Here is a 26,651-nt window from a genome sequence, read left to right on the forward strand (position 1 = left end):
CGGGGCGTGCGTCCCGCCCGCGCGGGCCTGCCTTCATGCCCGCCCTGCCCGCGCCCGCCCTGCCTGCGCCCGTCCTGCCCGCACCCGTTCGCGCACGGCGTGGCGTGGCGGGGCGGGCGCGGGGTGCGGCGTCATGTCCCGTGGCGGGTTCTGGGCCAGTTGCAGCAGCAGGATGCGCTGGACCTCGGCAATGGTGGCGGGGTTTGACTGGGTGCAATGTTCGGAATTGCGCACCACCAGTTCGGACTGCACGTTGGGGATGTGCGCGCTTTCATATGTCACCACCCCGTCATCGGCATGGGACAGGTCGCGCGGGTCGCCGCATACGGGAATGATGGAATGGGCCTGCACGTCGGGGGCCATGGGAATGGTGGGCAGCGTGCGCATGAACGCGCTGTGCGGCGACATGGCGTACACGCTGCCCAGCCGCATCACGCGGTTGTTCAGGTGCGTGCTGTCCCCCGCCCCGGTCACGATGTCGCGCGCGGTTTCGGTCACGCGCACCGGCAGGCTGACCATGCTGCCCACCAGCCGCGCGATGGACATGGCCGCAAGGTAGCTGCCGTGCTGCGGGGTGGAAATGAATACGACGCGCTGGATTTCGGGCATGGCGGTGGGGAACATCGTCTCGCGCACCAGCTCGCGCGTGCTGGCGGTCAGGCGGAACGACGAAAGCGGCCGCCCCGCCGTGCCATCCCACAGCCGGTCGCCGGGGTTGATGACCAGCATGCGCGCCAGCAGCCCGCCCTGACTGTGCCCCACCAGCGTGATGTGCCCCAGCGCCGGGTCCGCCTTCACCCCGCCCAGGCTGTCCACCGCCTGCGTGATCGCATGCCGCAACTGCCACGCCGAATACGGGATGGGGTTGGAGGTGGCGTAGGAGAAGAACCAGAAATCGAAATGGTCGCGGATGCGCCGGTCCTCCAGCAGGTCATTGACCATGATGGCCCAGCGGTACGGGCTGGACGCGGTGCCGTGTATGAACACCACCGGCATGTTGCCGCGCCGGTGCGGCGTCATGGCGATCAGGCGCGGGCGCGTGCCGTCATAGGTCGTGCCGTCAAAGAAACCGCGATATTCCTTGGTCCACAGCGCGGCGTCGACCAGACTGAGCGCGCGGGCGGCGGTCTGGTCGTATTGGGCGGGCACGCGGGCATGGCCGATGGGGGTGTCCGGGCTTTCATCCATCACCCGCAGCACCAGCCGCCCGGCCAGGTGCGTGCCAAAGACCTGCGCGCGCGGGTTGTCGATTTCCAGCAGCAGGCTGGCGGGCACGCGCAGCTTGTCCGACACGCTGAAGCTGCCGTCATTCGCGGCCCCGGTCCCGTCGCCGGTGGGGTCGCCACTGGCCAGGTCGCCATTGGCCAGGTCGTCATTGGCCAGGTCGCCGCCGCCCGGTGGCGCGGGCGGGGTGGGCGCCGCGCGCAGGGCGTCGTCATGCGCGGGGCCGGTCAGGTCCGCCACGGCGGAAGGCTGGGCCGGGCGCTTGGCCTCATGCGCGACCTGCGGCGCGGGGCGTGGCGGCGCGAAGGCGGGGTCGGGACGGGCCAGCGCGGTCAGGGCCTCGCCCAGTCCGGGGGTGCGATAGACATTGGGCAGGCCGCCCACTCCCAACGTGGCCGTGGGCTGCAGGCGGTCCAGCAGCCGCCCGTGCCAGCGTAGCTGCGCGGGGTCGGCCGCCAGCGCGATATCGCCAGACGGCAGGGCGCGCGTCTGCGCCGTGACGCTGACCGGGGCGGGAAAGGCCGCCGTCAGCCCAAGGTTGTACAGGTCGCATGCCTGCCGGAAACGCCCGTCATACGGGCTGGGTCCGCCCGCCTGTCCGGGCTGGAGAAAGGCATAGGCATAGACCGCGGCGGCCAGGAAATCCTGCGCATGGTGGTGGCGCAGCCCCTGCCGGTAGCTCAGTTCCGCCAGGGCGAACAGCACGTCGGCCTCGTCATCACGGCCCTGCGCCTGCGCGCGCAGGGTGGCGATGGCGCGGTCGGGGTCGCTGCGCCATGCGGGCAGCAGCCCGTGGCGGCGCAGCACGATCATCGTCTCGTTGCCCGGCCTGCCGCCCTGCAGCGCGGTGCGCGTGCCGTCACGGTAGCTGTGGACCAGCGATACATGCCGCACCGTAACCGGCCCCGCGCACCCCGCCAGCAGCACAAGCGCCAGCACGCTCCCGCCACGCGCGGCGGCATGGCCCGCATGGGCCGGACGGTGTGTGCTGCGCGCCGGCGCCTGCCGGGCGCCCGTGGGGGGGCGTGTCATGCCGCAGGTTAAGCACCAGTTCGCCCCCCGCGCAATGTACCGGAACCCTGTACGGGCGGGGCGGCGTGGCCGCGGCCTAATATCCCACGGCCGCGCCATCCTTGCGGTGGTCGGACGCGCCGCGATACACGCCCGAACGGGGATCGATCATGATGGCCTGGTAGCCGCCCATGCCCAGCCCGTTGCCCGGGCTTACGTCATGCCCCATGTCCTTCAGCGCGGGGCCGACGGCCTGGTACAGTTCGGATTCCAGCACGACATGGTTGTCCTGCTGCGCGTGCGAGAACCGGGCCGCGTCGGATGCGGCCTGCGGGTTGGCCCCGAGGTCGAGCATGTTTTCAAGCACCTGCAACTGCCCCTGCGCCTGCTGGTCGCCATACATCACCCCAAGGCTGAGGAACGGCCTGCCCCCCTTCAGCACGAAGCCGGGGATGATGGTATAGAACGGCCGCTTGCCCGGCGCGATGACGTTGGGGCTTTTTGCATCAAGGCTGAACTGCGCGCCACGGTTGTTGAGCAGGAAGCCATAGCCCGGCACGGTTATGCCCGACCCGAATTCGTCATACACGCTGAATATGAGCGAGACGACATTCCCCTCCCGGTCGGCCGTGGTCAGGTACACGGTGCCGCCCACCGGGTCGCGGCCGGCCGTAATGGCGGCGGCATGGCGCGGGTCGATCCGGCGGCATTGCGCCCTTGCATAGCCCTTGCCGGTCAGTTTCGCGGTCGGCACGGCAACGAAGTCCGGGTCGCCCACATACTGCCGCAGGTCGGCATAGGCGATCTTCTTCGCCTCGATCAGCAGGTGCCAGAACAGGGGCGAACGCGGCCCCTCCCCACGCGGGTCGATGCCCAGTTTCGGCCCGCACTGTTCAACGATGTTCAGCGCCTCCAGCACGGCGACGCCCTGCGTGCTGGGCGGCATTTCATAGATGTCGTAGCCGCGATATGACGTGGTCAGCGGCCTTACCCATTGCGGCTTGATCCCGCCAAGGTCCGCAGCGGTGAAGGTGCCGCCCAGCGCCTGCGATTTCTTCACGATGGCGTCCGCGACCGGCCCCCGGTAGAAGGCGTCCGCGCCACCATCCTCCAGCAGGCGGAAGGCGCGGGCCAGGTCGGGATTGCGGAATACGCCGTACAGGCCCGGCGGCCTGCCATGCGGCAGGTAGGTCGCGGCGGTATCATGGTCTTTGGCCAGCAGGGATGCATATTCCTCCCACTCGGCTTCCACCCGCTCGGTCACGCCGAACCCGTTTTCCGCCAGGCGGGCGGCGGGTTCCAGCGTCTGCCTGAACGACATGGTGCCGTAGCGGGCGCGGATGGCGTCCCACCCGGCAACCGTGCCCGGCACCACGGCGGACTCGATGCCCGTGTACGGAACCGCCTTCAGCCCCCGGTCGGCAAAGCGCGCCGGCGTGGCCCCCGATGGCGCGCGCCCGGCGGAATCCAGCGCGACAAGCCGGTGTTCCTTCGCCACCCACGCGATCATGAACAGGTCGCCCCCGATCCCGGCGGATTCCGGTTCGACCACGTTGATGGCGGCGGCGGTCGCGATCGCGGCGTCAAAGGCGTTGCCCCCGCCCTTCAGGATATCCAGCCCCACGCCCGCCGCCAATGGCTGGCTGGTGGCCACCATGCCATGCGTGCCCAGCACTTCGGAGCGCGTCTGCCCCGTCCACCCGTACCCCCGGTCGCCGCGCAGGGGGTTGAAGGGGGCCGCATCCCGCCCGTGCGCCGGCGCGGCATGGGCCTGTCCGGGCGCCAGGGCCATGCAGGCGAGCAGGGCCGAAAACGCGGCGGCCAGCACTTTCCGGCCGGACCGAGAACCCTGCATGCCGGTATCCCTTCGTGTATGCTTGTCCATGCGACCTTCGGCTTTTGTGGTGGCGGGGGCTGCGGAAATCCGGCCCGGGCCGGCTGGTTCGCCCCGCATGCCAGCCGTATATATCATTTTTTTCAAATAACGAAATATCAGGGCGTTCGGGCGGCGGGGCAACGGGGCCGCGTCATGCGCGCGTGCCCATGCATGCCCCGCCGCGCGGCATCCTGCCTGAACAGAAGAGGCTGATGATGACGAAAAGCACCGTCTCGCACCACGCCAGCGCCCACATGGGCAGCGCCTGCCCGGCCAGCCCCGCCGCAAGCAGCAGGCCCGCGCCCGCCACCTGGCCCACCATCACGCGGCGCGTGGCGACCCAGCGAAAGGCGGCGCTGGCCAGAAGGTAGAGCACCGGCCCCAGCGCCATGACCAGCGCCGGCGCGCCACGGGCTTCCTCCAGCGGGTTTTCCAGCAGCAGGTCCATGGCGACGGCGGTGACGATGATCCCGCCAATCAGGACGACATGCAGGTAATGGAAATACGCCCCCATCCGCCCCGGATCGGGGGAGGCGCTGATGGCGTGTTCGGCTTCCTCGCTCGATGTCTGGAAATACAGCCACCACATGGCCAGCGTGCACAGGAAGCTGGCCGCAAACCCGCCCAGTTCGATCACGGACCAGCGCGCGCTTTGTGCCAGCGAAAGGCCGGACGCCATGATCGTCTCGCCCAGCGCCACGATCACGAACAACTGGCAGCGTTCCACGATATGGCTGCCTGAAACGGTCCAGTCCGACGTGTGCGAACGCCCCAGCCCCGGCAGCCAGAACCCGAACATGGGCGAGACATATTCACACGCCACCCCCGCCGCCCATAGCGGGATACGGGCCTGCGGCGACGCCAGCCCCCCGGCGACCCAGAAGCAGGCGGCCACGATGCCCCAGCCCAGGATGCGGCGGTAATTGGGGGCAAGCGGGTGGGACGCAGGCAGGCTGCACACGATGAACGCCGAGCGCCCGACCTGCATGCCGGCGTAACACAGCGCGAAAGCCAGCCCGCGCGGGCCGAAGGCCTCGGGTGCCGCCGCCCCGCACACAAGGGCCAGCGCCATGGTCACGAACAGCACCCCACGCAGCGCGGGCACGCGCGGGTCGAACCAGTTCGTGACCCAGCCCGTATACTGCCACCCCAGCCACGCCGCGAACCACAGGATAAGGGTCTGCACCCCGCCCATGGGCGTGAGGTGGTGCAGCAGGCCGTGGCTGATCTGGGTGACGAGAAACACGTAGACCAGGTCGAAAAACAGTTCCTCGTTCATCACGCGGGCATTGTCCGCGCCCGGCTGGCGCATGAGGGGATGAAGGGGCGCGTCCTGCTCGGTCATGAAAGGCTCCGTTGAAAAAAACCGCGCCGCATGGCCCGGCCGGGTCACGGACGCCGCGCCCGCATGGCCGACGGTTCCCCGCGCCCGCCAATCTGTACCGCGTCCCGCGCCAACCTTCAACGGCCCGGATATGCCCCGCCCGCCAGTCGGGGCCACCCAATCCGTATTGGCAAACGGGCCGGAACTGCGATAGCGTCCGATTCAGATACACATGTGTATCTGAAACAGGCGTAACGCCGAAGCGCAATGAAGTGAGGAAACCATGACCGTCGGCATCGCGGCGCTGTCCCTGCTCTGGGCCGTCATCATCCCCGCCTACTGGGCCATGTGGCTGCGGGGCGACCACGCGGGCGACGCCCACCCGCCGGGCTACGTGGCCCATGAACGCGCGTTCCTCCTCCCCGACCTCACGCTGTCCCTGCTCCTTTGGGTGACGGCCATCCTGGCGCTGCGCGGCTCCGGCTCCAGCTCCGGGGCCATGATGGTCACCGGGCTGACCGCCGGGGGGATGATGCTGTTCCTCGGGCTGATCGACCTCAGCTACGACCTCGGGCAGGGCGCAAGGGCGCGCGACTATGCCGGTGACGTGCTGCTTGTCGGCAGCGCGTGCGCCCTTGTCGGCCTGATCGCGGCGGGAGCGGTGGCATGACCCTGCATGTCGCGGGCCTTGACGCGGCATGGCTTGCGCAGGCGTACGGGACGCCGCTCTACATTACCGACGCGCGCAGGCTGGTGGAAAACATGCGGCACTTCCACGCCGCCTTCCAGCGCCACTGGGCGGGGCCGGTCCGGGTCCTGCCCGCCGTCAAGGCCGGGACCGCGATCGCGCTGCTGCGGCGCCTGCGCACCGTGGCCGAAGGGTGCGACCTGTTCAGCGAAGGCGAGTACGAGGCAGCCTTGCGCGCCGGTTTCGCGCCGGGGGCCGTCAGCCTGAACGGCAACGGCAAGCTGGCCAGTCCCGGCTTTATCGAACGGCTGGTGCGCGATGGCGCGCGCATCACCGTCGATGACATCGGGGAACTCGACGCCATCGAGGCCGCCGCCGCCCGGGCGGGCGTCACCGCGTCGCTCAGGCTGCGGATGCGCCCCGACCTTGGCGATGACTGGGCCGCCAGCGATTTCCTGACGGAATGCCTGCCCGTCTTCATCGCGTCGCAGGCATACAAGTCCGGCATGCCGACGGCGGACCTGCTGCGCGCGGGCCGGCGCATCCTTGCGTCCGCGCATATGGACCTGACCGGCCTGCACACGCATTTCGGCCGCCACAGGGCGACGGTCGCCTACTGGCGGGCGGCCGGTCGCGCCACCGCGTGCGAAATCACCCGCTGCCTTGATGCGTGGGGGGGATGGGTCCCGCGTGAAATCGACATCGGCGGCGGCTTCGCAGGCCCCGGCGACAGCGTCGGGCGGCAGGTCCCCCGCAGCTTCGCCATCGAGGCGCTGGCGCTGCAGGCGTTGCGCCTGCTGCCCCGCCATGGGCGGGAGCGCGTGACCGCCGCCCTGTTCCGCATGGCCCGGCGCCATGTCCCGGCCGTCCAGCCGCCCGCGGCCCCCCCCACATTCGACGCCTGTGCCGCCGCCATGGCCGGGGAACTGGCGCGCGGGATCGGGAACCGGCTGGACCTGCGCCGGACCGTTCTGGAAGTCGAACCCGGCCGGGCGATCTTCACGGATGCGGGCTGCCACCTTGCCCGGGTGCTGGGCGTCAAGCGCCAGGACCGTCCCCTGCCGTGGACATGGGTCATCACCGATACCTCCACGGCCTTCCTGCCCGACGCCAATACCGAAAAATGCCGTTTCACGGTGCGCGCGGACCCCGCCCGCCCGGCCACGGGCACGGAAGTGGTGGACATGACGGGCCTGACCTGTGACGCCGACCGCATCGTGGGGGATGTGCGGGTGCCGGCGGGCATGGCCCCCGGTGACCTGGTCGTGTTTGACAACACCGGGGCCTATAACGAACAGGCCGCCACCAACTTCAATTCCCTGCCCCGCCCGGCCAGCATCCTTGTCGATGATGACGGGCCACGCCTGATCCGGCGGCGCGAAACGGTGGCGGACGTGCTGGCGCGTGATGTGGCCGGTGATGGGGCTGGTGACGGGGCCAGTGATGGGGCCAGTGATGGGGCCGATGCCGGGGCGGGGCGCGGGTGACAGGCGCGCTGGAGGTCATCACCCTGGCCATGGCCGATTCCGTCAACCCGGTCGCCATCGGCATGGTGCTGGAATCCCTTGTCGTGCGCCGCACGGCCCGGCATGCGGTGCTGTTTACCCTTTCAACCCTTGTCATCAACACGCTGTTCGCGTGGCTGCTCATCCAGGGTTTCGACCTTGTCGGCGGCATACGGCAGACGCGGTGGCCGGCCATGCTGGTCGTGCTGGCCGGCTGCGCGCTGGTGGCGCAGGGCCTGTTCGACGCGGCCGGGGCGTGGCGCAACCCGGATGCGAAAACGCGCCTGCGGTTCTCGATCGCGCATGCGGGCGCGGCGAAAACGGTCATGGTCGCCGCCGTGGTCAGCATTGCGCTGCTGCCGTTTGGCGGGCAGGTCGCGATCGCGATGCTGGAAGTATCGGGCATGCAGGGTGGGGCGCTGTTCAACTGGGGCTGGGCGGTGTTCTACAGCGTGATCTACACGCTGCCGCTATGGGTCCTGATCGGGCTTGGCCTGACGCCGCTGCGCAACTGGCGCGCGCGGTCCACGATCCTGCGCCGCTACGGGGCGGCGGTGGCGGGCGGCCTGTTTGGCATGGGCCTGATCCTGCTTGGCCTGCTTTCATGACGTGGCGGCATGGCCCATGGGCCGGGCCGCCATTTGCAGCCCATTGCCATGGCAGGCTATCATGGCCTGATTTCGGATACCTGGCATGACCCGACCACCGCGGAAACTGTCGCGCAACGAACAGCAGCACGAAACCCGCGCGGCCCTTGTCTCGGCCGCGTTGCGGCTGTTTGCGCGACACGGGTTCGACGGCACCTCCATCCAGGCCATAGCCCGGGAAGCAGGCTTCACGCGCGGGGCCTTTTACGCGCATTTCACCAGCAAGCACGAGATCCTGGGGGCCGCCATTACCGAGCGCGATGCGCTGGACCGCCAGCGCCTGCGCGCGCGGATCGGCACCGGGACCGTGGCCCGCGCGGCCATTGCCGACTGGATTGCCGACGCGCAGCATGCTGACCTGCCCTTTGTCGCACTGCGCCTTGAACTGGTCCGCAACAGCCTGCACGCAACCGGCCTGGCCCAGGTCCTGCGCGACAACCAGCAGGCCGAGGTGGCCGGCATAGCGGAGATGCTGCAACAGGTGGCCCGCGACCTTCCGCTCCGCCCGGGCATCACGGCCCCGCTGGCCGCGCAGGTCATATCATCCTTCCTGGACGGCGTGGCCATCCATGCCCTGGTCGACCGGACAGTGGATATCCGCGCCTTGTGGGATGCGCTCCTTGTCGCGCTGACCGGGGATGACGGGCCGCCCCCGCCCGCATGTGACGGGGCGGGGGCGACATCCGCCTGACGGCGGGACGGTTCGCCGCATGGCCCGCAAACGGGCTGCCACCCATGCCGCCGGGCAATATTTACATTGCGTTCAAGTAACGAAATGGAACGATACTGTCAGTTTGCATCGTACAGTGCGCTTGAAATGGCATCAGACCACAGATAATTCAGGCCTTCGCGTTCCAGTGCGTCACCATCCACGTATTCCATGCTGATTCTGGTCATTTCATCAAGGCTTCCCGCCATTTCCCGATGTATGGCCCGCCAGTTTTCATAGGCCATTTCGGAATCCCTGTCTCCGTCATGGTACAGTTCCAACTCGTCATTTGCCAGCGAGACGTCCCCCCCATGCTTCAATACCAGGTGCGCCCACACGGTCCGGGTATTCGTGATCCAGCAGACCATGGGGTTGAGCATGCATGACGCTTCAGATCCGACCCCTATCTGGAAGTATTTCATGCCGGCGCCCCGTATGATTTCCGGCACTTTCCTGGCATTGTCCAATTCAAGGAACTGACTTGCGACATCATGAAGACGCCTTCTTGAATTTGGGTTTTCCTTAAGGATCCTGGGGCCAAGGTTATGATCCCGGGCGCTGTAATTCCCGTGTACATCGCTGACCCCAACCAACAGGTTGGAGAATTTTACCAGATCGCCGCCATTGAAAAAGGAAAGCAGTGTTTCATGAACGCCCACGCGTTCGTGATAGTGATCGATAATGGCGTCCCAATCCAGGTCATCCAGCAGATTTCGAACAGACATTCTCACATCCCGTGGTTTTTATTATGTAAACGATAATATGATTGATTTATAAAGCGCGTCGGATGCCCGACAGGCAGGTATCATTCATCATCATCTTCCGCCCCGATGGCCTCGACCTGGAGTTTCAGGGCTTCAATATCCATTTTTTTCCAGTTCGGGATGACATCGGCAATTTTCAGGGGGGCGATCCCTTCCAGGCTTTCTTGGGAAATGACGACATAGCCACCCCGGTTGAGTGGCAGGATCACGGCGACCCCTTCCATCCATTCGCCAATGTTCCTGATCAGTGCGGATTTTATGATGCTGCGGCCAGAAATGGACTGGATCGACTTGCGACTGAGACGGAAGCGGGCCTTGCCAGATGCCTGCAGCATGTAAATGAGCAGGTAGGCGATGTGTTCATAAGTGCGCATGGTCATACCTTTTAACCTAATACAGGTAATAAATTATCCCGTTTCAGGATCATACGCAAGCCGGGAGCCAGAGGGGGCGGAAAACGGTGCTGTCCGCATTTCCCGAAATGTTTACGGACCCGGCCAGTATCCGGCCGGGCCTTTGGGCCGTCGGGATGCAGGGCGTACCGTAGTCGCCAGGAATGACGGACATGAAACACGCCATGCCCGCCGCCTGGCGTTTGCTGAGAGAGTGTTTGAAAACAACGCGTTGACAAAATAATAAAAGTTTTTAGGTGCTGCCTTTTTTCAAAAAGGCGGCGTTCTTTCGAAGCTTTTGCAAACAGCTTCACCAAAAACGTCTTTTAATTTTAAAGCGCTATCATGAGCTGACTTTTCAAACAGTCTCTGATACCTGATGACGTCAGTGACAGGTGCGGCATGACAGGCAAGGTTGGACAGGCCCCATGACATATCCCTTTCCTTTCGCGCGGCGGATGGCGCGGGGCGCGGCCCTTGGCGGCATCATGCTGCCGGGGGTGTGCGCGCCGGGCCGTCATGCCCCGGCGCGGGCATCGCGCATCGGCATGGCCAATCCCGCCGCGGTCTACTGCCAGCAGCGCGGCGGCACGGTGGAAATGCGCGCCGCGCCGCAGGGCGTGACGGGCTGGTGCCACCTGCCCGACGGCACGGTGATGGCGGCATGGGCGCTGTGCCGCCGGGATCACGCCACCACCGCGCCATGACGGGCGGCCTGCGCGCATGATCGGGGCCGCGACCCTGCGGGGCATGGCGCTGGTGGCGCTGCTGGGCCTTGGGGCGTGTGACGATGCGCTCATGGCCCGGCGCACGCCCCCGCCCACGGACTGCGCGCGCCGGGGCGGGGCGTGGCAGGTGAAGGATAACGGGCATACCGGCCTGTGCCGCCTGCCACCCGGCGGGCGGGTGGCGGGATGGACGATTGTGCCACGTGGCCATTAAACCGTCATGCTGTGCCCTGATCCTTCCTTGATGCCGCCCTGCTGGCGGTGCGGCCTGCCGGCATGAAACGGCATGGCCTTCCTTCCGGCCTTTCCGTCCCGCGCGGCGTGCTGTGGCGGGGGACATCTATCGCAGGCGCGGTGGCGATCTGACCCTGCGCGCCGGGGCATGGGCGCGGCCATGGGGATCAGCATGGGGGCCGCCACACTACCGACGATGCCGCCACCCCATGTGGCAGGATGCAACCCCCGTGTGTCTGCGCCGTTTTTTCGTGGAACAGATGGAGGATAACGTGCCAGCCGCGCCCATGACGACCCGCCTGCCCCGCATCGGGGCGATCTGCCGCCTGCTACCCCTCATCATCGGGCTTGCGCTGCCACTGGCCGCATGCAGCCATGGCAGGATCGGGGAGGATTTCTGCATTTCATGCGCGGGTGAAAACCACGCCGAAGCAGGCACGCCGGGCGCGGAGGCGACAGGCAGCCCCGGCGCATCCCCCCGACGGGCCGCGGGTGGCCAGGGACCAGCGGCATCGGGCACGCCGCGCATGTAATGGCGCGGGGCAGGCGTTTCGTAGCCCGGCCGGGACATGGGCCAGGACCACACCCCACGATCACACCCCAAGGTCACACCAATGTGTCCGTAGCGGCCATAAGGGCGGCGAACCCATGCCGGCGGCCCACGTTTACGCCATACCACCCCATTGGAAAACAGAAAGGAGGACAGACAATGCGGCGATCCGTTTTCTGCGCCCTCCCGATCGTAACAGGGTTGGGACTGGCATTGCCGGCGAATGCATATTCCGCCGATCCCGGCACGCCGCGGCAGGTTGCGGCGTGCAAGGTCGATGCCCTGCGGCTGTGCCCGCTGGACATACCGGATACAAGACTGGTCGAAGCCTGCATGCAACGCCGGGTTGCCGATCTTTCACCTGCATGCCGGGACACCGTGCAGGGTAAATGACGCCGTCCCGCAAACTCCGGGGGCTGGCCGCGCCACAGGCCCGGCCGCCCCGCCGACGTTCGGAGGCTCACATGAAAATCTCACGAAACCTGACTGGAAACATCTCCGACATGACCACCGCCATCGGTGATTTCCTGACCGGCGCGCAGGGCGACCGTTCGGGCGCGCTGTCGGTGCTGAACGACATACTCGGCCCCCTGCCCGCGCCGGACCAGCCCAGCATGCTGGAACACCGCGCGCAGGAACTGGGCATGCTGCCCCTGATCCGCACATGGCAGGAGCGGGACAATACCGCGGTCGCGGATGAAAGCACCATCCACGCCCTGTTCAGGCCAGTGGAACTGCAACGCTTTTCCACCCAGACCGGCCTGTCGGAACGCGCGGCGATGAATATCCTGCGCGACCTGCTGCCTTCGGCCATCCGCCACCGCGCCATCAACGCCCGCGCGGGCTGGCAGCGGCAGATGGGCCAGACAGACGCCACCACCGCGCAGCAGGCGGCTGGCGAATAACAAGCAACCCCTAAAAAAACGGCGGCAACATGCGTGCCGCCCGACTGGCCCGCCCGCCATGGGGTTTAATCCCCCGGCGCGGCGGGTTTTTTTGTGGTCAGGATTTCCCTGGCCGCGCAACAGCCAGCATGCATATTTCCATATGCGTTGAGGAGTTTGGGAATGCAGTGTTACCCATGATAAACATGTTGTTTTACGGGTTGCTGACTGCTTTCACCCTCATGTTGGTCACACGCTCTCTGAAAGGGGTTTTCACACAGCAGACACAAGTCGGTTAAATCTGAACTAGCATAAAGCCTGTCTGGAAATATGCATTGGTAAGTCAGAGTTGCCCTTACGGGTTGCAGCCATCGTATGTTTTTGATTGCCGAACGGCTAAATTTCTTCACATTGTGACTCTAAGATAGACGGATCGACTGATGAAAGAAAAATATACTATTTACTTAAATTTGTTAGTATGTTTTCTTATATTATCTTGGACAGCTTATAATTTTATATTGTTCATAAAGGAAAATATTTTCATTCAATCCGAACAGATAAGCGATTATTCAAAAATAACGTCAATAATAGTCGGTCTATATACGGCTCTGTATTGCATAAATCATTTCAAATTAGAGAAATATAATATAAAAATAAACATTACATTACTTCTTACCGTTTCAACTCTAATGTTTTCATCGGCAAACTTTTCTCAAGATATAACAACAAGGCAAAGCATCATAGGATTTATATTCATTTTTATTGGAAATTTGTCTTTATTTATAATTTTTTACCATTTAATGAAATTAATTTCAAATGGTTCTTCTGAATTTTCTAATAAATAGCCTTTATTAACAGAATTATATTGATTTACGATCTCTTCCGGTTTGCCAGCCAGATGCTGGTCGTTACGGTATTGATCACGATAGCAAGTTAAAGGCTGTCGGTCAGATTCAATCAATTGGCCACATGGCCACAGAAGTAGACCGGCCCATATAGTCATGCTTCCTTCCCCAACATTCATTCCCCTGCCGCATCAGGCGGCACATGCCAAAAACAGCCGGGTTCATGGTCATGGATCATCCCGGCGGCCTGCATCCAGGCATAGGCGATGACCGGCCCGACGAAGCGGAAGCCCCGCGCGCGCAATGCGGTGGACATGGCGTGCGACAGGGGCGATGACGCCTGCACCGGCCCGGGATTATGCACGGGCGTGTGGCCCACCATACCCCATGCGAAGGTTGCGAAGTCCTCGCCCCGGTCGCGCATGGCGATATAGGCGCGGGCATTGCCAATGGTGGCGGCAATCTTGGCGCGGGCACGGATGATGCCCGGATCGGCCATCAGGCGCGTGATGTCGGCATCGCCAAAACGGGCCACGCGGTCGGGGTCGAACCCGGCAAAGGCGCGGCGGAACCCCGCGCGCCGTTTCAGGACCGTGCGCCATGACAGCCCGGCCTGAAAGCTTTCCAGCACCAGCATTTCCCATAACTGGCGGCTGTCATGCACGGGCTGGCCCCATTCGTGGTCGTGATAGGCCATCATCATCGCATCCGCCTGCGCCCAGCGGCACCGTGGGCGGGTGGGATCGGGTGCTGGAAGAACGGGCATGCGGTGATCCGTAATAAAAAAGAATGAAAGTTTTTGGGTGCCGCCTTTTTTCAAACAGGCGGCGTTCCCTGAAGCTTTTTGAAAAAAGCTTCACCAAAAACTTCCTTACGTTTTTTACGCGCATAAAAAAACCGGGGCCGCATAATACGGCCCCGGTTCCCTCACCCCACAGGGGGATCGGATCAGTTCACGTTATCCAGCGCATAGACCACAAGGTCATCGGTCACCGGCGTCATCATGAAGTGGTGGCCACCGGCCATGATGGCGACGTACTGCTTGCCCTTGTATTCATACGTCATGGGCGTTGCCTGCCCGCCACCGGGCAGCACGTCGTTCCACACTTCGCGCCCGGTATGGATGTCGAAGGCATGGATCATGTTGTCGGTCGTGGCTGCCACAAAGATCAGGCCACCGGCGGTAATGACCGGGCCGCCATTGTTGGGCGTGCCGATGGTCAGCGGCAGGTGCGTGGGCAGGCCGAACGGGCCGTTGGCGCGCGCGCTGCCCAGCGGGTGCTGCCACAGCACCTTCTGCGTGTGCATGTCGATGGCGGTGATCATGCCGTATGGCGGGCGGTTGCACATCATGCCCGTATATTCATCCCAGAACGGCGAGACCACGATGCCGTATGGCGTCTCGGCCATGGCCCCCGCCCCTTCGGCGCCACCGCCGCCGGGCTTGTAGTTGGGGTCATCCACCGGCATCAGCCCCAGCTTGTCCGCCTTCTTGCGGCTGACAAGCTGGTCATACATGGGCGTGTTGTTCCAGTTGGCGATCAGGATGCCGGTCTTTTCATCATAGGCGACGCTGCCCCAGTCGGACCCGCCGTTATAGCCGGGATATTCCAGCCACGGCTTGTCGATGCTGGGCGGCGTGAACTCACCCACATAATGCGCGCGGCGGTATTTCAGGCGGCAGTAAAGCTGGTCGATGGGGGACATGCCCCACATGTCGGATTCCTTGAGCGGGGCAAAGCCAAGGCGTGGCATGCCGACCGACCATGGCTGCGTCGGCGCGCGCGTATCGCCCGGCACCATGCCCGGCGAGGGCGCGGGCCGTTCTTCCACCGGCAGCACCGGCTCACCCGTGCGGCGGTCCAGCACGAAGGTCTGGCCACGCTTGGTGGGCATGATCAGCGCGGGCACGCTGCTGCCATCGGGCTTGGTGAAGTCCATCAGCGTGGGCTGGGAGCCGATGTCGTAATCCCACACGTCCTTGTGCACGGTCTGGAACACCCAGCGTGGCTCGCCCGTTTTCACGTCGATCGCCACGACGGCGGAGGACACCTTGTTTTCTTCGGGTGAGCGCATGGCGCTGTAGTAATCGGCGGCCGAGTTGCCGGTGGGCACGTAAACCAGACCCAGCGCGTTGTCGCCAATCATCGCGGCCCAGGAATTGGGGGTGCCACGGCTGTAATGCTCGCCTTCCTTCGGCTCGCCATGTTCATGCGGGCGGTTGACATCCCATGCCCACAGGAAGCGCCCGGTCTCGGCGTCATAGCCACGGATCACGCCCGATGGCGCCCAGCGGCGCTGGCCGTCCAGGATTTCCTGGTTGGTGATGATCGCGCCATTGACGATGGGCGGCGGCGCGGTCTCGGCCACGAAGCCGGGCACGGACTCACCCATCCCCTTCATCAGGTTGACCATGCCGTGCCAGCCAAAGCCCTCGCACACCTTGCCGTCCTCGCTGTCCACCTCGATCAGGCGTTCATCCAGCGTGGCTTCCAGAATGCGGTGGTGGCAGTGCTCGCCCTCGGGCACGGTGGAGGACGTGTAGTACACCACCGCCTTGCACGCCGCCGTGTACGGAATGCTCTCGTATTTCTCGTTGGCGTGGAAGTGCCAGACTTCCTTGCCCGTGGCGGGGTCGATGCGCATCATGTCGTTCAGGGCGGAACACATGTACAGCCCGTCGCCTACCTTGATGGGCGTGGTCTCGGCGGCCCACTTGTTCACCTGCCCCGGCCCCGGCTTGCTGCCGGTATGGTAGATGAAGGCGCGCTTGAGATGGCTGACATTGGACGGCGTGATCTGGTCCAGCGGCGAATAGCGCGTGGCCCTGTCATCGCGCGCGTAGCCGGGCCAGTCATCATGCGCGGGGCTGGCCGTGACCTGATCGACCATTGGCGTGGCCTCGCTGGGTTCGGCGGGCGGGCCGTCGGGAATGTTGGCGGCGTTCACGCCCGGGGCCTGCGGCGCATTGGGCGAAGGCGGGGAAAACGCGTCCGTCGGCGGCGTGGGCGTGCCGGGGGCCACGGTGGCGTTGCCGCTACCGGGCGGCTGGTCGGCCGGGGGCACCTGCGCCAGCGCGGTGACACCGGCGGTCCCGGCGATGATGGTGGCGCCCAGCAGCATGGTGCGCAGCATTGTTTTATTGGACATCATGCGACCTCCCGCACGGTGGTTGCGCGCGCGTGGTCGGCACGGCGCAGGACCGGCAGGCACAGCGCCACGCCGACCGCCAGCAGGGTGGGGCCGAATACGCGCGGCAGCAGCCCCCAGCCGTCAAGCCCCACTTCCCACAATGCCCACAGCCACGTAAAGGCGCAGGCCCCAAGGTAAAGCAGGCCACCCAGCGGGCGGCCCATGGCCATCAGCACGCCCGCGGCGGTGACCACCAGGCCGCAGGCGACGTAGTAAAGCGAGCCACCCAGGAACGCGAGTTCCGCGCCCATGTAAACCAGTGGCAGGCCCAGAAGGATGATGATGACCGCAAGTAAAAGCGTCGCCCATCCCGCGGCGTCGTGCGGTTTCATGAAAGCAGACATAATGGATGTTCCTCCAGTATCATGAGGCGGAGGCTAGTCCCGCGCCTGTTAAACGCGAAAAAACGAAATCGCGAGCGCGGTCACGACTTTATTACTATTGTTTCAGTGTTGTAAGTATTCCGCCAGAAAACAGGCCCCATCATGACGTATCCGGAATTCAGACCTGCTGTGATTGCAGACGAAATATTTCCTTTACTTATCGATGACCAGTCGGGGAACCATTACGGACGTGTCGCGCGCGGGCGCGACCAGGTACAGCCCCGCATCCGCCGCCACCCGCAGCGCGCGCGCCGTGGGGGCCGATACCGCCACCAGCCCCGGCATGCCCGCCATGATCGCCTTGTGCGCCATTTCATATGAACACCGGCTGGTGATCACGCAGAACCCGCGCCCGAAATCCACGCCGCCGCGCAGCCCCGCCCCGACCAGCTTGTCCAGCGCGTTGTGGCGGCCCACGTCCTCGCGCACATGCATGATCTCGCCATCGGGGGCGCACCACGCGGCGGCGTGCAGCATGCGCGCGCGCGCATTGAGCACCTGCCGCCCCGGCAGCGCCGCCAGCGCGCGCGCCACCGCCGCAAGGTCGGGCGGCGCATCGGGCACGGTACAGCGCGGGCGGTCCAGCACGTCACGCGCATCCGTGCCGCACACGCCACAACTGGTGCGGCCCGCCATCGCCCGCCGCCCGCGCGCCAGCAGGCGGTGGAAGGACGGGCCATCTATGCGCATCTCCACATGCGCATGGTCGGCCTGCGCCCGGATGGTGACAGCCTTCAGCGCCGCAGGGTCGGGTATGATCCCTTCGGTCAGCGCGAAGCCCGTGGCGAAGTCATGCAGGTCCAGCGGCGTCGCCATCATCACCCCGTGCGCCATGCCGTTGAAGGACAGGGTGACGGGTGTTTCCTCGGCTATGTCCAGCATGCGTTCGCGGGTGGCGGCGCCGGGGGCATGGACCACCATGGCGCAGGGCACGATGGCGGGTGGCAGGGCGCGGGTCATGGCGCGGTCCTTCGGCTGGCAGGGCGGGAGCGTGCGGGCGGCGGGAAATGGTGTGGCCAGAACAAACTTCCCGGAAACAAATCATTGATAAAAAACAAAAGTTTTTGGGCGCTGCCTTTTTTCAAAAAGGCGGCGTGCTTATGAAGCCTTTTGAAAAAAACGTCACCAGGAACTTCTTTAATGTTCATGAACACGTCCAGACCATCCCCCGCCTGCGGCTTCCAGCGCAGGTAATGGCGCAGCCATTGGACAGGCCATGCCCGGCACGGGTTTTCAGTCACCCGCATGGTGCCGGGCCACGGCGTAATCGGCGAGGGTGTTGATGTTCATGAACGGGTCCGGCCCACCCGGCGGCACGGCAAATTCCACCCCGCGCGCGCCCAGCGCATCGGCCAGCGTGCGTACGCGGGTCAGTTCGCGCCGGGTTTCGGGTATGACGCCATCCAGTTGCCGGGCCAGCAGGGCACGACTGCCCACCGGCCAGGCCGCGACAAGGCTGTGGCGTTGGCCGCCACTTGCGGCAAAGGACGGCGCGGGCAGCAGGCGCGGCACAAGGTCAGGGGGGATGAACGGCGTATCGCCCGGCACCGTCACCAGCACGTCGCACCCCTGCCCCGCCGCCCATTCCAGACCGGCCAGCACGCCGGCCAGCGGCCCGACGCCCGCAATCGCGTCGGGCAGCACCGGCAGGCCGCAGGCCGCGAACCGCGCCGGGTCGCCATTGGCGCTGACCGCCATCGCGACGCAGCACGGGCGCAGGCGGGCCACGATGCGCTGAAGGCAGGTCGCATTGCCCAGCCGCAGCAAGGGTTTGTCACCGCCGCCCATGCGCCGCGCCATGCCCCCGGCCATGACCAGACCGGCCACGCGTATCCCCATTGTCAGCCCCCGCATTGCGCGCGGCGGGACAGGGCCGTAGCCTGCGCCACCCCCCGCATGGGCGGGCGGGGCGAAACATTGTTCAGGGGGTGCGTACCATGTCCCATCCAGCACGACAGGCCGTGATCGGCATTACCGGACGCAGCGGGTCGGGCAAGACGCACCTGCTGTCGCGCCTGCTGCCCGCGTTGCGCGCGCGGGGGCTGGCGGTTTCCACCATCAAGCATACGCATCATGATATCGACATCGACCGGCCGGGCAAGGATTCCTGGGTCCATCGCAACGCGGGGGCGGCCGAGGTGATGCTGGCGGCGCCCGGTCGGTGGGTGCTGCAACATGAATGCCCCGACGCGCCCCCCACCCTGCCGGCGCTGCTGGCGCGCATGGCGCGCACCGACCTGGTGGTGGTCGAGGGCTTCCACGCCACCATCCCCGCCTGTATCGAGGTCTATCGCCCCGGCATTGGCAAGGACCCGCTGTTCGCGCATCAGGACACCATCATCGCCATCGCGACCGACACGCCCCATGACCCCGCCCTGCCCGCGCGCCTGCCGGTGCTGGATGTGAATGATACGGACGCGATCGCCGATTTTGCCCTGCTTCATGCCTGTCGTGTTGTCATTGAATGAAAGGCGCATTGTCTCACCCAACCTGTCATGCAGAGGAAAATGATAAAAGTTTTCGGGGGCCGCCTGTTTTCAGAAAGGGGGCGTTCCTTGAAGCTTTTTGAAAAAAGCTTCATAAAAAACTTTTGTTTATCAATCAGTTGGTTCCAAACAGTCTTTCAGGAAAGACCACCTGCCCCATCCGGACCGGGTTTTCCTGCGTGACTGCCAGAAGCGCATCCGCGCGGGAAAAGGCGATGATATCGGACGCCCCGACGGTGGGCACCCGGCGGCAACAGGCGCCATCGGGACCGCGATGCAGGCTTACGGGGATGAACTGCGTCACGCCGGCCGGGGCATCCGCCGTGAAACCGGCGGTGGCGGCCGTGGGGAACGGTGGCGTCTCCACGCCCATGATTGCCCGCAGGTAGGGCCGCACGAACATCAGCGCGCAGATGGCCGCTGCCCCGGGGTTGCCGGGCAGGCAGAATATGGTCCGCCCCCCCAGCGCCAGGACCGTCAGCGGCCGGCCGGGGCGGATCGCAACGCCGCGGAACACCACGTCCGCGCCCATGTCGCGCAGTATGGCCAGCATGTGGTCGGTGTTCCCCACCGATATGCCGCCCGTCGTCACCACGATATCCGCGCCACGGGTGGCCGCGCGCAGGCAGGCGGCCTGCCCGGCCATGTTGTCGGTGGGGGCAAGATGCGTGCTGGCCCGCGCGCCGCTGGCCCCCAGCAGGGACGCCAGCATGGGGGCGTTGGAATCCGGGCACGCCCCCGCCGCGTCCGCCGCCAGTTCCGCGCCGTTGGACACGACGGACACGCGCGGCCTGCGGGCAACCGGCACGTCGCGCAGCCCCTGTGCCGCCAGCAGGGCGACATGCCGCCAGTCCAGAACCTGCCCGCGCGCGACAAGCCGCGTGCCGGCGGTAAATTCCTCGCCCCGCCTGCGGATATTGGCCCCACGGGCGGGCAGCGGCGTGGCCGGGGCCACGGTATCGCCCGCAACCGCCATGCGTTCGGCCGCCATGACACAGTCCGCCCCCGCCGGTATGCGCGCCCCGGTCAGGATGGCGCGCGCATGCCCCGGCGCCAGCGCTTCGGGCCGGTCGCCCGCTACCGTGCGGCCCGCGACGGGCAGCGACGCATGGGCGACCATGGCGGCATGGGCGAAGGCATAGCCGTCCATGGCGGAAATATCGGCGGGCGGGCGGCAGGTCGTGGCAAGGATATCAGCCGCCGCCACCCGCCCCGTCGCCTGCGCCACCGGCACGCGGGTCACGGGGCGCGGGCCGCCTGCCGCGCGCGCCAGCACCAGCCGCAGGGCGGTCGGATAGTCCACCAGCCGCGCGAAAGCCTTGATGTTCATGGCCGGGCCGGGTTTCAGGCGGGTTCGGGCTGCGGTGCGGGCGCGGATGCGGTGACGCGCACGGGTATCGACTTGGCGGCGGGGGTGCCCGCGATCTGGTCGAAATGCGACAGCGGCAGCAGCGGGTTGAGTTCGGGGTAATACCCGGCGATCGACCCGCGCGGCATGGGGTATGGCACCACCATCAACCCGCCCACCCGGCGCTGCGTGCCGTCGGTGCTGATGGTTTCAAGGTCCGCCAGCGCGCCATCCGCCAGTCCGCGCGCCGCCATGTCGTCGCTGTTCATGAACACCACCATGCGGGTGTTGTACACGCCCCGGTAGCGGTCGTTATTGGTATAGACCGTGGTGTTGTACTGGTCGTGCGAGCGGATGGTGGACAGGCGCAGCATGTCCGGCCCGCCAATGGGCGTATCCTCGTCCAGCCCGTCAAACAGCAGGAAGTTGGCGCGGCCCGTGGGCGTGTTCCAGATCCGCTGGCGTGGCGGCACCGGCAGCGAAAAGCCCTTGCCCTGGCGGATGCGCGTGTTGAAATCGGCATACAGGTCGGGATAGACCTGCGCGATCCTGTCGCGGATCAGGTCGTAATCATCAATGAAGGCTTCCCATTCCACCGTGCTGTCTGGCAGCGTGGCGCGCGCCATGCGGCAGACGATCTCGATTTCCGAACGCAGGTCGGGACTGGCCGGGTGCAGCACCCCGCGTGAGCGCGTGACGCCGGACATCGCATCCTCGATGGTCACGAATTGCGGCCCGGCCTTCTGCATGTCGATTTCGGAGCGCGCGATAACCGGCAGGATCAGCGCATCGCGCCCGTGCACCAGGTGCCCGCGATTGAGCTTGGTCGCGATGCCCACGGTCAGGTCCAGCCGCGACATCGCCTCATACGCCACCGGCGTATCGGGAATGGCGTGGATGAAGTTGCCGCCCATGCCGATGAACACCTTCGCCGTGCCATCAATCATAGCCTGCACGGATTCAATCACATGGTGGCCGTGCGCGCGCGGCGGGCTGAAGCCGAACGCCGCCTGAAGCCGGTCGAGGTACAGGGCCGTGGGCTTTTCATCAATGCCCACCGTGCGGTCGCCCTGCACGTTGGAATGGCCGCGCACGGGACAGATACCGGCCCCTTCCTTGCCAAAATTACCGCGCAGCATCAGCAGGTTGGCGATCTGGTGGATCACGCGCGACCCCTGCTGGTGCTGTGTCACCCCCATGCCGAAACAGATGATGGTGGCGTTGGACGCGGCATAGATCCCGGCCACGCGGCGGATCTGTTCTTCGCTTAGTCCGGAGGTCGCAACAATGTCCGCCCATTGCGTCGCCTCGATATCGGCCTTCAGCGCATCGAACCCGTCGGTGTGTTCGGTAATGAAGGCATGGTCCAGAACGGCGGGCGCGCCCTTTGCCGCGGCCTCCCCGTCCATCTGGAACAGGGTTTTCATCACGCCCTTTAGGAACGCGACATCGCCGCCAATGCGCACATGGCAGAATTCGCTGGCGATGGGGGTGGAGCCGAAGGTCGCCATCTTGATGGGGTCCTGCGGTTCGGTAAAGCGGATCAGCGCGCGTTCGGGCATGGGGTTGACGGCCACGATCGGCGCGCCGCGCTTACGCGCATGCACCAGTTCGGTCATCATGCGCGGGCTGTTGGTGCCGGTGTTCTGGCCGATGATGAAAATCGCCTCCGCATGGGCGAAATCCGTCATCCGCACCGTGCCCTTGCCAATGCCGATCGACATGGGCAGGCCACGGCTGGTCGGCTCGTGGCACATGTTGGAACAGTCGGGGAAGTTGTTGGTGCCAAAGGCGCGCACGAACACGGAATACAGGAACGCGGCCTCGTTCGACGTGCGGCCCGAAGTATAGAACTCCGCCTGGTCAGGATGGTCGAGCGCGCGCAGGTGGCGGCCGATCATGGCGTAGGCTTCATCCCACGTGCATGGCACGTAATGGTCACTGACCGCGTCATAGCGCATGGGCTGGGTCAGGCGGCCCTGTTCCTCCAGCCAGTGATCGCTGCGGGACATGAGTTCGGTTACGGTGTGGGCGGCGAAGAAATCCGCGCCGACCTTGCGCTTCGTGGCCTCGAACGCCAGCGCCTTGGCCCCGTTTTCACAGAATTCCAGCGTCTTTTCACGCTCGGGGTCCGGCCACGCGCAGCTTGGGCACTTGAAGCCGTCCGGGTGGTTCATGGACAGGAGCGCGCGCGACCCCTTGGCCAGCACGCTCTGTTCCAACAGCACGCGCGCGGTGGCGTTTGCCGCCCCCCACCCACCGGCGGGATGGGTATAGGGCTTGAATTCCGGCTTGTCAGACATGGCGTTCTCCCGTGTTCACACGCAGGAAACCGCCGGACCATCATGATTGCAACCGCGCGACGCGAGATTTTACCATGTATAATAGAGATTTATCTGTTCATAAGTCCGGTTTATCAACAGAAAGGGGCCGTCTGGCAGGTATTGTTTATATAAGATCATATATAGTTGATGGCGGCAATGCCCCTGTTCTTTCATGGGGGCGCGCGCGGATTACAGCCTGTCCGGCATGACATCGCGCAGCGTCGTGCGGTCCAGCACGTGCAGGAAGGCATCGAGCGACCGCGACAGCAGGCGGCGCAGGCGGCATATGTCCGCCAGTACGCACGGTCGCCCGTTCTGTGGCTGGCAGGACACGACGGCCAGCATGTCCGTTTCCATCATGCGCACGATATCCCCGATAATGATGTCATGCGGCGGCCGGGACAGCAGCAGCCCGCCTGACCGGCCCCGCCGCGCCAGCACGATCCCTTCGCTGGACAGGCGGTTGACCACCTTGACCAGATGGTTGTGGGAAATGTTGTGATGGCTGGAAATCTCATGCACGGATACGCGCCTGTCGGCATTGCTTCCCAGGTAGACAAGCACCCGGATGGCGTAGTCGGTATGAAGGGTCAGGCGCATGACATGCTGTTCACGGCCGCCCCATGCCGGTTGTCATATAGGCCCGTTGTGGCGGGGTAGCGGTTCCCGGCCCGGATGGTGGGCATGGCCCAGTGCTGTAACATTCGGGACATGGGTATCCTGTAGTCAGACATGATGACGAAATGACTATATGGTAAAAAAAAAGACCGCATTGGCAACCACTGCAACAGGCAGCCGTATCGCCATGCGTCTCATAGCCCATCTTTATCATATCGTTAAGCTGAAATTATAATAAACTGACACAAAGGCGCCGACTTTGTTCCAACATGAAATTAATTATTATAATGAGTATAAATAAAAATACAGAATTATTCTTTATGTTGCGTATCAATATCTTTTATGGTCCATTATCAGGTCATGCAGCGTCACACGGTCCAGCACGGCCATGAAGGCGCCCAGCGATTTGGCGAACAGGCCGCGCAGGCGGCAGGCATCGGCCAGTATGCATGGCTGCCCCTTGCCCGGCACGCAGTTCACGACCGTATGCAGGTCGGCCTCCATCAGCCTTACGATGTCACCGACAAAGATTTCATGCGCCACCGCCGCCAGTTCCACCCCCCCGCTGCGGCCCCGCCGCGCCAGCACGATCCCGTGGTTCGACAGGCGGTTGACCACCTTGACCAGATGGCTTTGTGAAATTCCGTGGGCGTCGGCAATTTCCTGAATCGCAACCCGCCTGCCCGGGTTCTGTCCCAGGTAGACGAGGGCGCGAATGGAATAATCCGTATACAGTGTCAGGCGCATGCGACCTCATGACGCCTGCAGCGCGGCTTCGGAATGATCTGGCGCAAGGATATGTTCCGCCAGCACCAGATTTGCGGCGGAAATGGGCGGGGAAATGTAAAAACCCTGAATCCGGTCCACGTTCATGGCGCACAGGATGTCCATCTGCCCCTTCGTTTCCACCCCGCTTGCGGTCACGCCCAGCCCGAAGGCATGGGCAAGCCCGGTCAGGTGGGCAATCACGTCGCGCGCCGCCTGGCTGTGTTCGATATCGGCCAGCAGGCGGCGCGGGATCTTGGCCTGCGTGAAGCGGATGTCGCGCAGCACCGCGACCGGCAGCGTCGCCTGCCCGAAATCATCCAGTGTCAGCTGGAATCCAAGGCTGGCCAGTTCCTGCAACCGCTGCAGCACCCGGTCCGACCGGCGGCTTACCAGCACGCTTTCGGATATTTCCAGCACATAGTCGCTGGCGTTGCCGCCCTGCCGCCTTATCTCGGCTTCCAGGTCGTTCTGGAACCCGACATTGAGCAGGTCGAGCCGGGAAAGGTTGATGGTCAGGTTGGGATAGGTTGAAAGACTGGTATGCCATAACCGCATGTCGTTCTGGAACGCCTTCACCAGCCGCGGACTCATGGCCTGCGCCAGCGTCGCGTCAAGGAACACGTCACGGAAGCTTTCCGCCGCCAGCAGCCCGCGCAGCGGATGGTGCCAGCGCAGCAGCGCCTCGATCTGGTCGCACCGGCCGGTCGCAAGGTTCAGGATCGGCTGGTAATACAGCTCGAACTGGTCCTTTTCCACGCCATCGCGCGCATCGGTCAGGATCTGCGCGCGTTCAAGGGCGTGCTGGTGCAGGGTAATGTCGAACATGCGCGACTGGTGGCCGCCCGCGCGCTTGGCGGCGTACAGCGCAATATCTGCGTTTTTTTGCAGCGATTCGGCATTTTCCTGGCTGACGACCGGGCTGACGCCAATGCTGCCCGACACGTTGACCATGGTGTTGCCAACCTCGATCGGCGCTTCCAGCGCGGCCAGCAGGCGTTCCAGCACGATGTCCAGCGGCGTGGCCAGCAGCGTGTGGTTCAGGACAAGCGCGAATTCATCCCCGCCCAGCCGGCATACCGCATCCTGCGGGCTGGCCAGTTCCTGCAGCCGGTGCGAAATGGTCTTCAGCACCACGTCGCCGGCATGGTGGCCATGGATGTCATTGATCTGCTTGAAACCATCAAGGTCGAACATGACCAGCATGATGTCGCGGGTGATGTTGCGGGCCTTTTCCTCCACCGCCGCCTGCAGCACCGTGTTGAAGCCGCCACGGTTGAACAGCCCCGTCAGCGGGTCGGTCGCCGCCAGTGACTTCAGCCGGTCGCGGGTGTTCATAAGCTCGGTAATCTCGAAACGGGTGGCGACATAGCCCTCGACCGCGCCAAGCGAATTGTGCTTGGGCATGATGGTCGTCGCCACCCAGTACAGCGTCCCGTCCTTCGCACGGTTGCAGATGTTGCCGCGCCAGATTTCCCCCGACCGGATGGTGCGGTACATCTGCCTGAAGAAGCTGGCGTCATGATACCCCGAATTGACGATCCGGTGCGTGGAACCAAGCAGTTCCTCACGCGGGTAGCGGCTGATCTCGCAGAAGCGGTCATTGACGTAGGTAATGACGCCACGCACATCCGTAATGGCGACGATCAGGACATTGTCCACCACATCGGCCCAGAAATCGGAATCCTTGTGGGTTAGCGCGCGCAGGCGATCATCGTGTTTGAGTGACATGGCGTTGCTCCATCTTTCGCCCTGAATGGATCAGGACCCGGCCTTGGCTTCGGGAGATTGCGTGGCTGTGGTGGCGGTTGTCCCCGTGGTGGCGGCAGGCTGCCTGTCGGCATGCCCTGCGGGTTGCGCGGGCGGCGCGCCGGTCGCGCGCGCGGCTTCGATATCGCGGATGACGGCGGGCGCGCCACCCCTGCGGACCCAGTGTTCCAGGTCCTGCGGCGCCAGCGGCTTGGCGAACAGGTAGCCCTGCATCACGTCGCAGTTCAGTTTTTCCAGCAGTTCACGCTGCTGCTCGGTCTCGACCCCCTCGGTCACGACGGTCATGCCCAGGCGCGACCCGATGCTGATCACGGCCATGGTCACCGCCTGCGCGTTGGTGTCGTATTCAAAGTCGTTGATGAAGCTGCGGTCGATCTTGATTTC

The 26,651-nt window shown here is 64.9% G+C and carries 29 protein-coding genes; 10 read left to right on the forward strand and 19 right to left on the reverse strand.

What is annotated here, in order from left to right; all coding sequences use genetic code 11:
- Positions 1–33: 33 nt before the first annotated feature.
- The 3 genes from CFR76_RS15060 to CFR76_RS15070 all read right to left on the reverse strand — a co-directional run bounded on the left by CFR76_RS15060 (position 34) and on the right by CFR76_RS15070 (position 5,456).
- A complete protein-coding gene (locus tag CFR76_RS15060; protein ID WP_110557713.1) occupies positions 34–2,256 on the reverse strand; it encodes an esterase/lipase family protein in 2,223 nt (740 codons plus the stop codon).
- Positions 2,257–2,332: 76 nt separating this feature from the next.
- A complete protein-coding gene (gene ggt, locus CFR76_RS15065; protein ID WP_244191972.1) occupies positions 2,333–4,090 on the reverse strand; it encodes a gamma-glutamyltransferase in 1,758 nt (585 codons plus the stop codon).
- 172 nt (positions 4,091–4,262) lie between these two features.
- Entirely contained in the window at positions 4,263–5,456 is a 1,194-nt protein-coding gene (locus CFR76_RS15070) for a low temperature requirement protein A (RefSeq protein WP_110557737.1), read from the reverse strand.
- A 262-nt stretch (positions 5,457–5,718) separates the two neighbouring features.
- Here CFR76_RS15070 and CFR76_RS15075 point away from each other — a divergent pair, with 262 nt between their 5' ends.
- The 4 genes from CFR76_RS15075 to CFR76_RS15090 all read left to right on the forward strand — a co-directional run bounded on the left by CFR76_RS15075 (position 5,719) and on the right by CFR76_RS15090 (position 8,966).
- Positions 5,719–6,105, forward strand: a complete 387-nt coding sequence (locus tag CFR76_RS15075) for a hypothetical protein (RefSeq protein WP_110557714.1) — start codon at positions 5,719–5,721, stop codon at positions 6,103–6,105.
- Entirely contained in the window at positions 6,102–7,610 is a 1,509-nt protein-coding gene (locus tag CFR76_RS15080; RefSeq protein WP_110557715.1) for a diaminopimelate decarboxylase family protein, read from the forward strand. Before CFR76_RS15075 ends, CFR76_RS15080 begins: the two co-directional genes overlap by 4 nt.
- Positions 7,607–8,236, forward strand: a complete 630-nt coding sequence (locus CFR76_RS15085; RefSeq protein WP_167402155.1) for a hypothetical protein — start codon at positions 7,607–7,609, stop codon at positions 8,234–8,236. Before CFR76_RS15080 ends, CFR76_RS15085 begins: the two co-directional genes overlap by 4 nt.
- Before the next feature lie 85 nt (positions 8,237–8,321).
- Positions 8,322–8,966, forward strand: a complete 645-nt coding sequence (locus tag CFR76_RS15090; protein ID WP_110557717.1) for a TetR/AcrR family transcriptional regulator — start codon at positions 8,322–8,324, stop codon at positions 8,964–8,966.
- 98 nt (positions 8,967–9,064) lie between these two features.
- Here CFR76_RS15090 and CFR76_RS17830 read toward each other — a convergent pair whose 3' ends face one another.
- The 3 genes from CFR76_RS17830 to CFR76_RS17835 all read right to left on the reverse strand — a co-directional run bounded on the left by CFR76_RS17830 (position 9,065) and on the right by CFR76_RS17835 (position 10,454).
- Positions 9,065–9,709, reverse strand: a complete 645-nt coding sequence (locus tag CFR76_RS17830) for a hypothetical protein (protein WP_146222699.1) — start codon at positions 9,707–9,709, stop codon at positions 9,065–9,067.
- Between the two features lie 80 nt (positions 9,710–9,789).
- A complete protein-coding gene (locus tag CFR76_RS15105; protein ID WP_025438420.1) occupies positions 9,790–10,122 on the reverse strand; it encodes a hypothetical protein in 333 nt (110 codons plus the stop codon).
- Positions 10,123–10,133: 11 nt separating this feature from the next.
- Positions 10,134–10,454, reverse strand: a complete 321-nt coding sequence (locus CFR76_RS17835) for a hypothetical protein (protein ID WP_146222700.1) — start codon at positions 10,452–10,454, stop codon at positions 10,134–10,136.
- A 114-nt stretch (positions 10,455–10,568) separates the two neighbouring features.
- Between CFR76_RS17835 and CFR76_RS15110 the strand changes: the two genes are divergently transcribed.
- From CFR76_RS15110 to CFR76_RS15135, 5 genes are all read left to right on the forward strand, one after another.
- Positions 10,569–10,847, forward strand: a complete 279-nt coding sequence (locus tag CFR76_RS15110) for a putative hemolysin (protein WP_110557721.1) — start codon at positions 10,569–10,571, stop codon at positions 10,845–10,847.
- A gap of 16 nt (positions 10,848–10,863) precedes the next feature.
- Positions 10,864–11,082, forward strand: coding sequence for a hypothetical protein (locus CFR76_RS15115; protein ID WP_110557722.1), 219 nt, complete (start codon positions 10,864–10,866; stop codon positions 11,080–11,082).
- Positions 11,083–11,332: 250 nt separating this feature from the next.
- Positions 11,333–11,635: a hypothetical protein gene (locus tag CFR76_RS15125; RefSeq protein ID WP_244191973.1), complete on the forward strand. Its 303-nt coding sequence runs from the start codon at positions 11,333–11,335 to the stop codon at positions 11,633–11,635.
- Between the two features lie 176 nt (positions 11,636–11,811).
- A complete protein-coding gene (locus CFR76_RS15130; protein ID WP_208624015.1) occupies positions 11,812–12,045 on the forward strand; it encodes a hypothetical protein in 234 nt (77 codons plus the stop codon).
- 110 nt (positions 12,046–12,155) lie between these two features.
- Positions 12,156–12,557 (forward strand): hypothetical protein, encoded by a 402-nt coding sequence (locus CFR76_RS15135; protein ID WP_244191974.1) that lies wholly within the window; start codon positions 12,156–12,158, stop codon positions 12,555–12,557.
- Between the two features lie 999 nt (positions 12,558–13,556).
- Here CFR76_RS15135 and CFR76_RS15140 read toward each other — a convergent pair.
- From CFR76_RS15140 to mobA, 6 genes are all read right to left on the reverse strand, one after another.
- The gene (locus CFR76_RS15140) at positions 13,557–14,147 is read right to left on the reverse strand and encodes a DNA-3-methyladenine glycosylase I (protein WP_110557725.1); all 591 of its coding nucleotides are present in this window, start codon (positions 14,145–14,147) and stop codon (positions 13,557–13,559) included.
- A gap of 182 nt (positions 14,148–14,329) precedes the next feature.
- Positions 14,330–16,516 carry a pyrroloquinoline quinone-dependent dehydrogenase gene (locus CFR76_RS15150; RefSeq protein ID WP_110557740.1) on the reverse strand — a complete coding sequence of 729 codons (2,187 nt, stop codon included), beginning with the start codon at positions 16,514–16,516 and terminating at the stop codon, positions 14,330–14,332.
- A gap of 14 nt (positions 16,517–16,530) precedes the next feature.
- Positions 16,531–16,917, reverse strand: a complete 387-nt coding sequence (locus CFR76_RS15155; RefSeq protein WP_110557727.1) for a glycerol dehydrogenase — start codon at positions 16,915–16,917, stop codon at positions 16,531–16,533.
- A 192-nt stretch (positions 16,918–17,109) separates the two neighbouring features.
- Entirely contained in the window at positions 17,110–17,916 is an 807-nt protein-coding gene (gene fdhD / locus CFR76_RS15160; RefSeq protein ID WP_110557728.1) for a formate dehydrogenase accessory sulfurtransferase FdhD, read from the reverse strand.
- A complete protein-coding gene (locus CFR76_RS15165) occupies positions 17,913–18,197 on the reverse strand; it encodes a hypothetical protein (protein WP_146222701.1) in 285 nt (94 codons plus the stop codon). The genes fdhD and CFR76_RS15165 overlap by 4 nt, the downstream gene beginning before the upstream one ends.
- Positions 18,190–18,810: a molybdenum cofactor guanylyltransferase gene (gene mobA, locus CFR76_RS15170; protein ID WP_244191975.1), complete on the reverse strand. Its 621-nt coding sequence runs from the start codon at positions 18,808–18,810 to the stop codon at positions 18,190–18,192. Before mobA ends, CFR76_RS15165 begins: the two co-directional genes overlap by 8 nt.
- A gap of 83 nt (positions 18,811–18,893) precedes the next feature.
- On the opposite strand from mobA, the gene mobB reads away from it, so the two are divergent.
- Complete coding sequence (gene mobB, locus CFR76_RS15175; RefSeq protein ID WP_208624016.1) at positions 18,894–19,424, forward strand: molybdopterin-guanine dinucleotide biosynthesis protein B; 531 nt, start codon at positions 18,894–18,896, stop codon at positions 19,422–19,424.
- Between the two features lie 133 nt (positions 19,425–19,557).
- Here the strand turns inward: mobB and CFR76_RS15185 are convergent, their stop codons facing one another.
- The 7 genes from CFR76_RS15185 to CFR76_RS15210 all read right to left on the reverse strand — a co-directional run.
- Complete coding sequence (locus tag CFR76_RS15185) at positions 19,558–20,772, reverse strand: molybdopterin molybdotransferase MoeA (protein WP_110557732.1); 1,215 nt, start codon at positions 20,770–20,772, stop codon at positions 19,558–19,560.
- Positions 20,773–20,786: 14 nt separating this feature from the next.
- Positions 20,787–23,093: an FdhF/YdeP family oxidoreductase gene (locus tag CFR76_RS15190; RefSeq protein ID WP_110557733.1), complete on the reverse strand. Its 2,307-nt coding sequence runs from the start codon at positions 23,091–23,093 to the stop codon at positions 20,787–20,789.
- A 210-nt stretch (positions 23,094–23,303) separates the two neighbouring features.
- The gene (locus tag CFR76_RS15195) at positions 23,304–23,714 is read right to left on the reverse strand and encodes an RrF2 family transcriptional regulator (protein ID WP_110557734.1); all 411 of its coding nucleotides are present in this window, start codon (positions 23,712–23,714) and stop codon (positions 23,304–23,306) included.
- The gene (locus CFR76_RS18745) at positions 23,705–23,827 is read right to left on the reverse strand and encodes a hypothetical protein (RefSeq protein WP_264986417.1); all 123 of its coding nucleotides are present in this window, start codon (positions 23,825–23,827) and stop codon (positions 23,705–23,707) included. The genes CFR76_RS15195 and CFR76_RS18745 overlap by 10 nt, the downstream gene beginning before the upstream one ends.
- A 235-nt stretch (positions 23,828–24,062) precedes the next feature.
- Positions 24,063–24,479, reverse strand: coding sequence for an RrF2 family transcriptional regulator (locus CFR76_RS15200; RefSeq protein ID WP_110557735.1), 417 nt, complete (start codon positions 24,477–24,479; stop codon positions 24,063–24,065).
- A gap of 6 nt (positions 24,480–24,485) precedes the next feature.
- A complete protein-coding gene (locus CFR76_RS15205; protein WP_110557736.1) occupies positions 24,486–26,228 on the reverse strand; it encodes a putative bifunctional diguanylate cyclase/phosphodiesterase in 1,743 nt (580 codons plus the stop codon).
- Between the two features lie 30 nt (positions 26,229–26,258).
- The coding region (locus CFR76_RS15210) for an EAL domain-containing protein (protein WP_146222702.1) at positions 26,259–26,651 on the reverse strand (393 nt) is incomplete at its 5' end.

This window comes from Komagataeibacter swingsii, assembly GCF_003207895.1.
Classification (GTDB): Bacteria; Pseudomonadota; Alphaproteobacteria; order Acetobacterales; family Acetobacteraceae; genus Komagataeibacter; species Komagataeibacter swingsii.

Bases quoted from the DNA above. Each gene is read 5' to 3' on its own strand.
- CFR76_RS15075 (WP_110557714.1), top strand. From the start codon at position 5,719: ATGACCGTCGGCATCGCGGCGCTGTCCCTGCTCTGGGCCGTCATCATC.
- CFR76_RS15150 (WP_110557740.1), bottom strand. From the start codon at position 16,516: ATGCTGCGCACCATGCTGCTGGGCGCCACCATCATCGCCGGGACCGCC.
- CFR76_RS15135 (WP_244191974.1), top strand. From the start codon at position 12,156: ATGACCACCGCCATCGGTGATTTCCTGACCGGCGCGCAGGGCGACCGT.
- CFR76_RS15115 (WP_110557722.1), top strand. From the start codon at position 10,864: ATGATCGGGGCCGCGACCCTGCGGGGCATGGCGCTGGTGGCGCTGCTG.
- CFR76_RS15090 (WP_110557717.1), top strand. From the start codon at position 8,322: ATGACCCGACCACCGCGGAAACTGTCGCGCAACGAACAGCAGCACGAA.
- CFR76_RS15185 (WP_110557732.1), bottom strand. From the start codon at position 20,772: ATGAACATCAAGGCTTTCGCGCGGCTGGTGGACTATCCGACCGCCCTG.
- CFR76_RS15110 (WP_110557721.1), top strand. From the start codon at position 10,569: ATGACATATCCCTTTCCTTTCGCGCGGCGGATGGCGCGGGGCGCGGCC.
- CFR76_RS15190 (WP_110557733.1), bottom strand. From the start codon at position 23,093: ATGTCTGACAAGCCGGAATTCAAGCCCTATACCCATCCCGCCGGTGGG.
- CFR76_RS18745 (WP_264986417.1), bottom strand. From the start codon at position 23,827: ATGTCCCGAATGTTACAGCACTGGGCCATGCCCACCATCCGGGCCGGG.
- CFR76_RS15060 (WP_110557713.1), bottom strand. From the start codon at position 2,256: ATGACACGCCCCCCCACGGGCGCCCGGCAGGCGCCGGCGCGCAGCACA.
- ggt (WP_244191972.1), bottom strand. From the start codon at position 4,090: ATGCAGGGTTCTCGGTCCGGCCGGAAAGTGCTGGCCGCCGCGTTTTCG.
- mobA (WP_244191975.1), bottom strand. From the start codon at position 18,810: ATGCGGGGGCTGACAATGGGGATACGCGTGGCCGGTCTGGTCATGGCC.
- CFR76_RS15130 (WP_208624015.1), top strand. From the start codon at position 11,812: ATGCGGCGATCCGTTTTCTGCGCCCTCCCGATCGTAACAGGGTTGGGA.
- CFR76_RS17830 (WP_146222699.1), bottom strand. From the start codon at position 9,709: ATGTCTGTTCGAAATCTGCTGGATGACCTGGATTGGGACGCCATTATC.
- CFR76_RS15195 (WP_110557734.1), bottom strand. From the start codon at position 23,714: ATGCGCCTGACCCTTCATACCGACTACGCCATCCGGGTGCTTGTCTAC.
- CFR76_RS15080 (WP_110557715.1), top strand. From the start codon at position 6,102: ATGACCCTGCATGTCGCGGGCCTTGACGCGGCATGGCTTGCGCAGGCG.
- CFR76_RS15155 (WP_110557727.1), bottom strand. From the start codon at position 16,917: ATGTCTGCTTTCATGAAACCGCACGACGCCGCGGGATGGGCGACGCTT.
- CFR76_RS15200 (WP_110557735.1), bottom strand. From the start codon at position 24,479: ATGCGCCTGACACTGTATACGGATTATTCCATTCGCGCCCTCGTCTAC.
- CFR76_RS15070 (WP_110557737.1), bottom strand. From the start codon at position 5,456: ATGACCGAGCAGGACGCGCCCCTTCATCCCCTCATGCGCCAGCCGGGC.
- CFR76_RS15140 (WP_110557725.1), bottom strand. From the start codon at position 14,147: ATGCCCGTTCTTCCAGCACCCGATCCCACCCGCCCACGGTGCCGCTGG.
- fdhD (WP_110557728.1), bottom strand. From the start codon at position 17,916: ATGACCCGCGCCCTGCCACCCGCCATCGTGCCCTGCGCCATGGTGGTC.
- mobB (WP_208624016.1), top strand. From the start codon at position 18,894: ATGTCCCATCCAGCACGACAGGCCGTGATCGGCATTACCGGACGCAGC.
- CFR76_RS15205 (WP_110557736.1), bottom strand. From the start codon at position 26,228: ATGTCACTCAAACACGATGATCGCCTGCGCGCGCTAACCCACAAGGAT.
- CFR76_RS15105 (WP_025438420.1), bottom strand. From the start codon at position 10,122: ATGCGCACTTATGAACACATCGCCTACCTGCTCATTTACATGCTGCAG.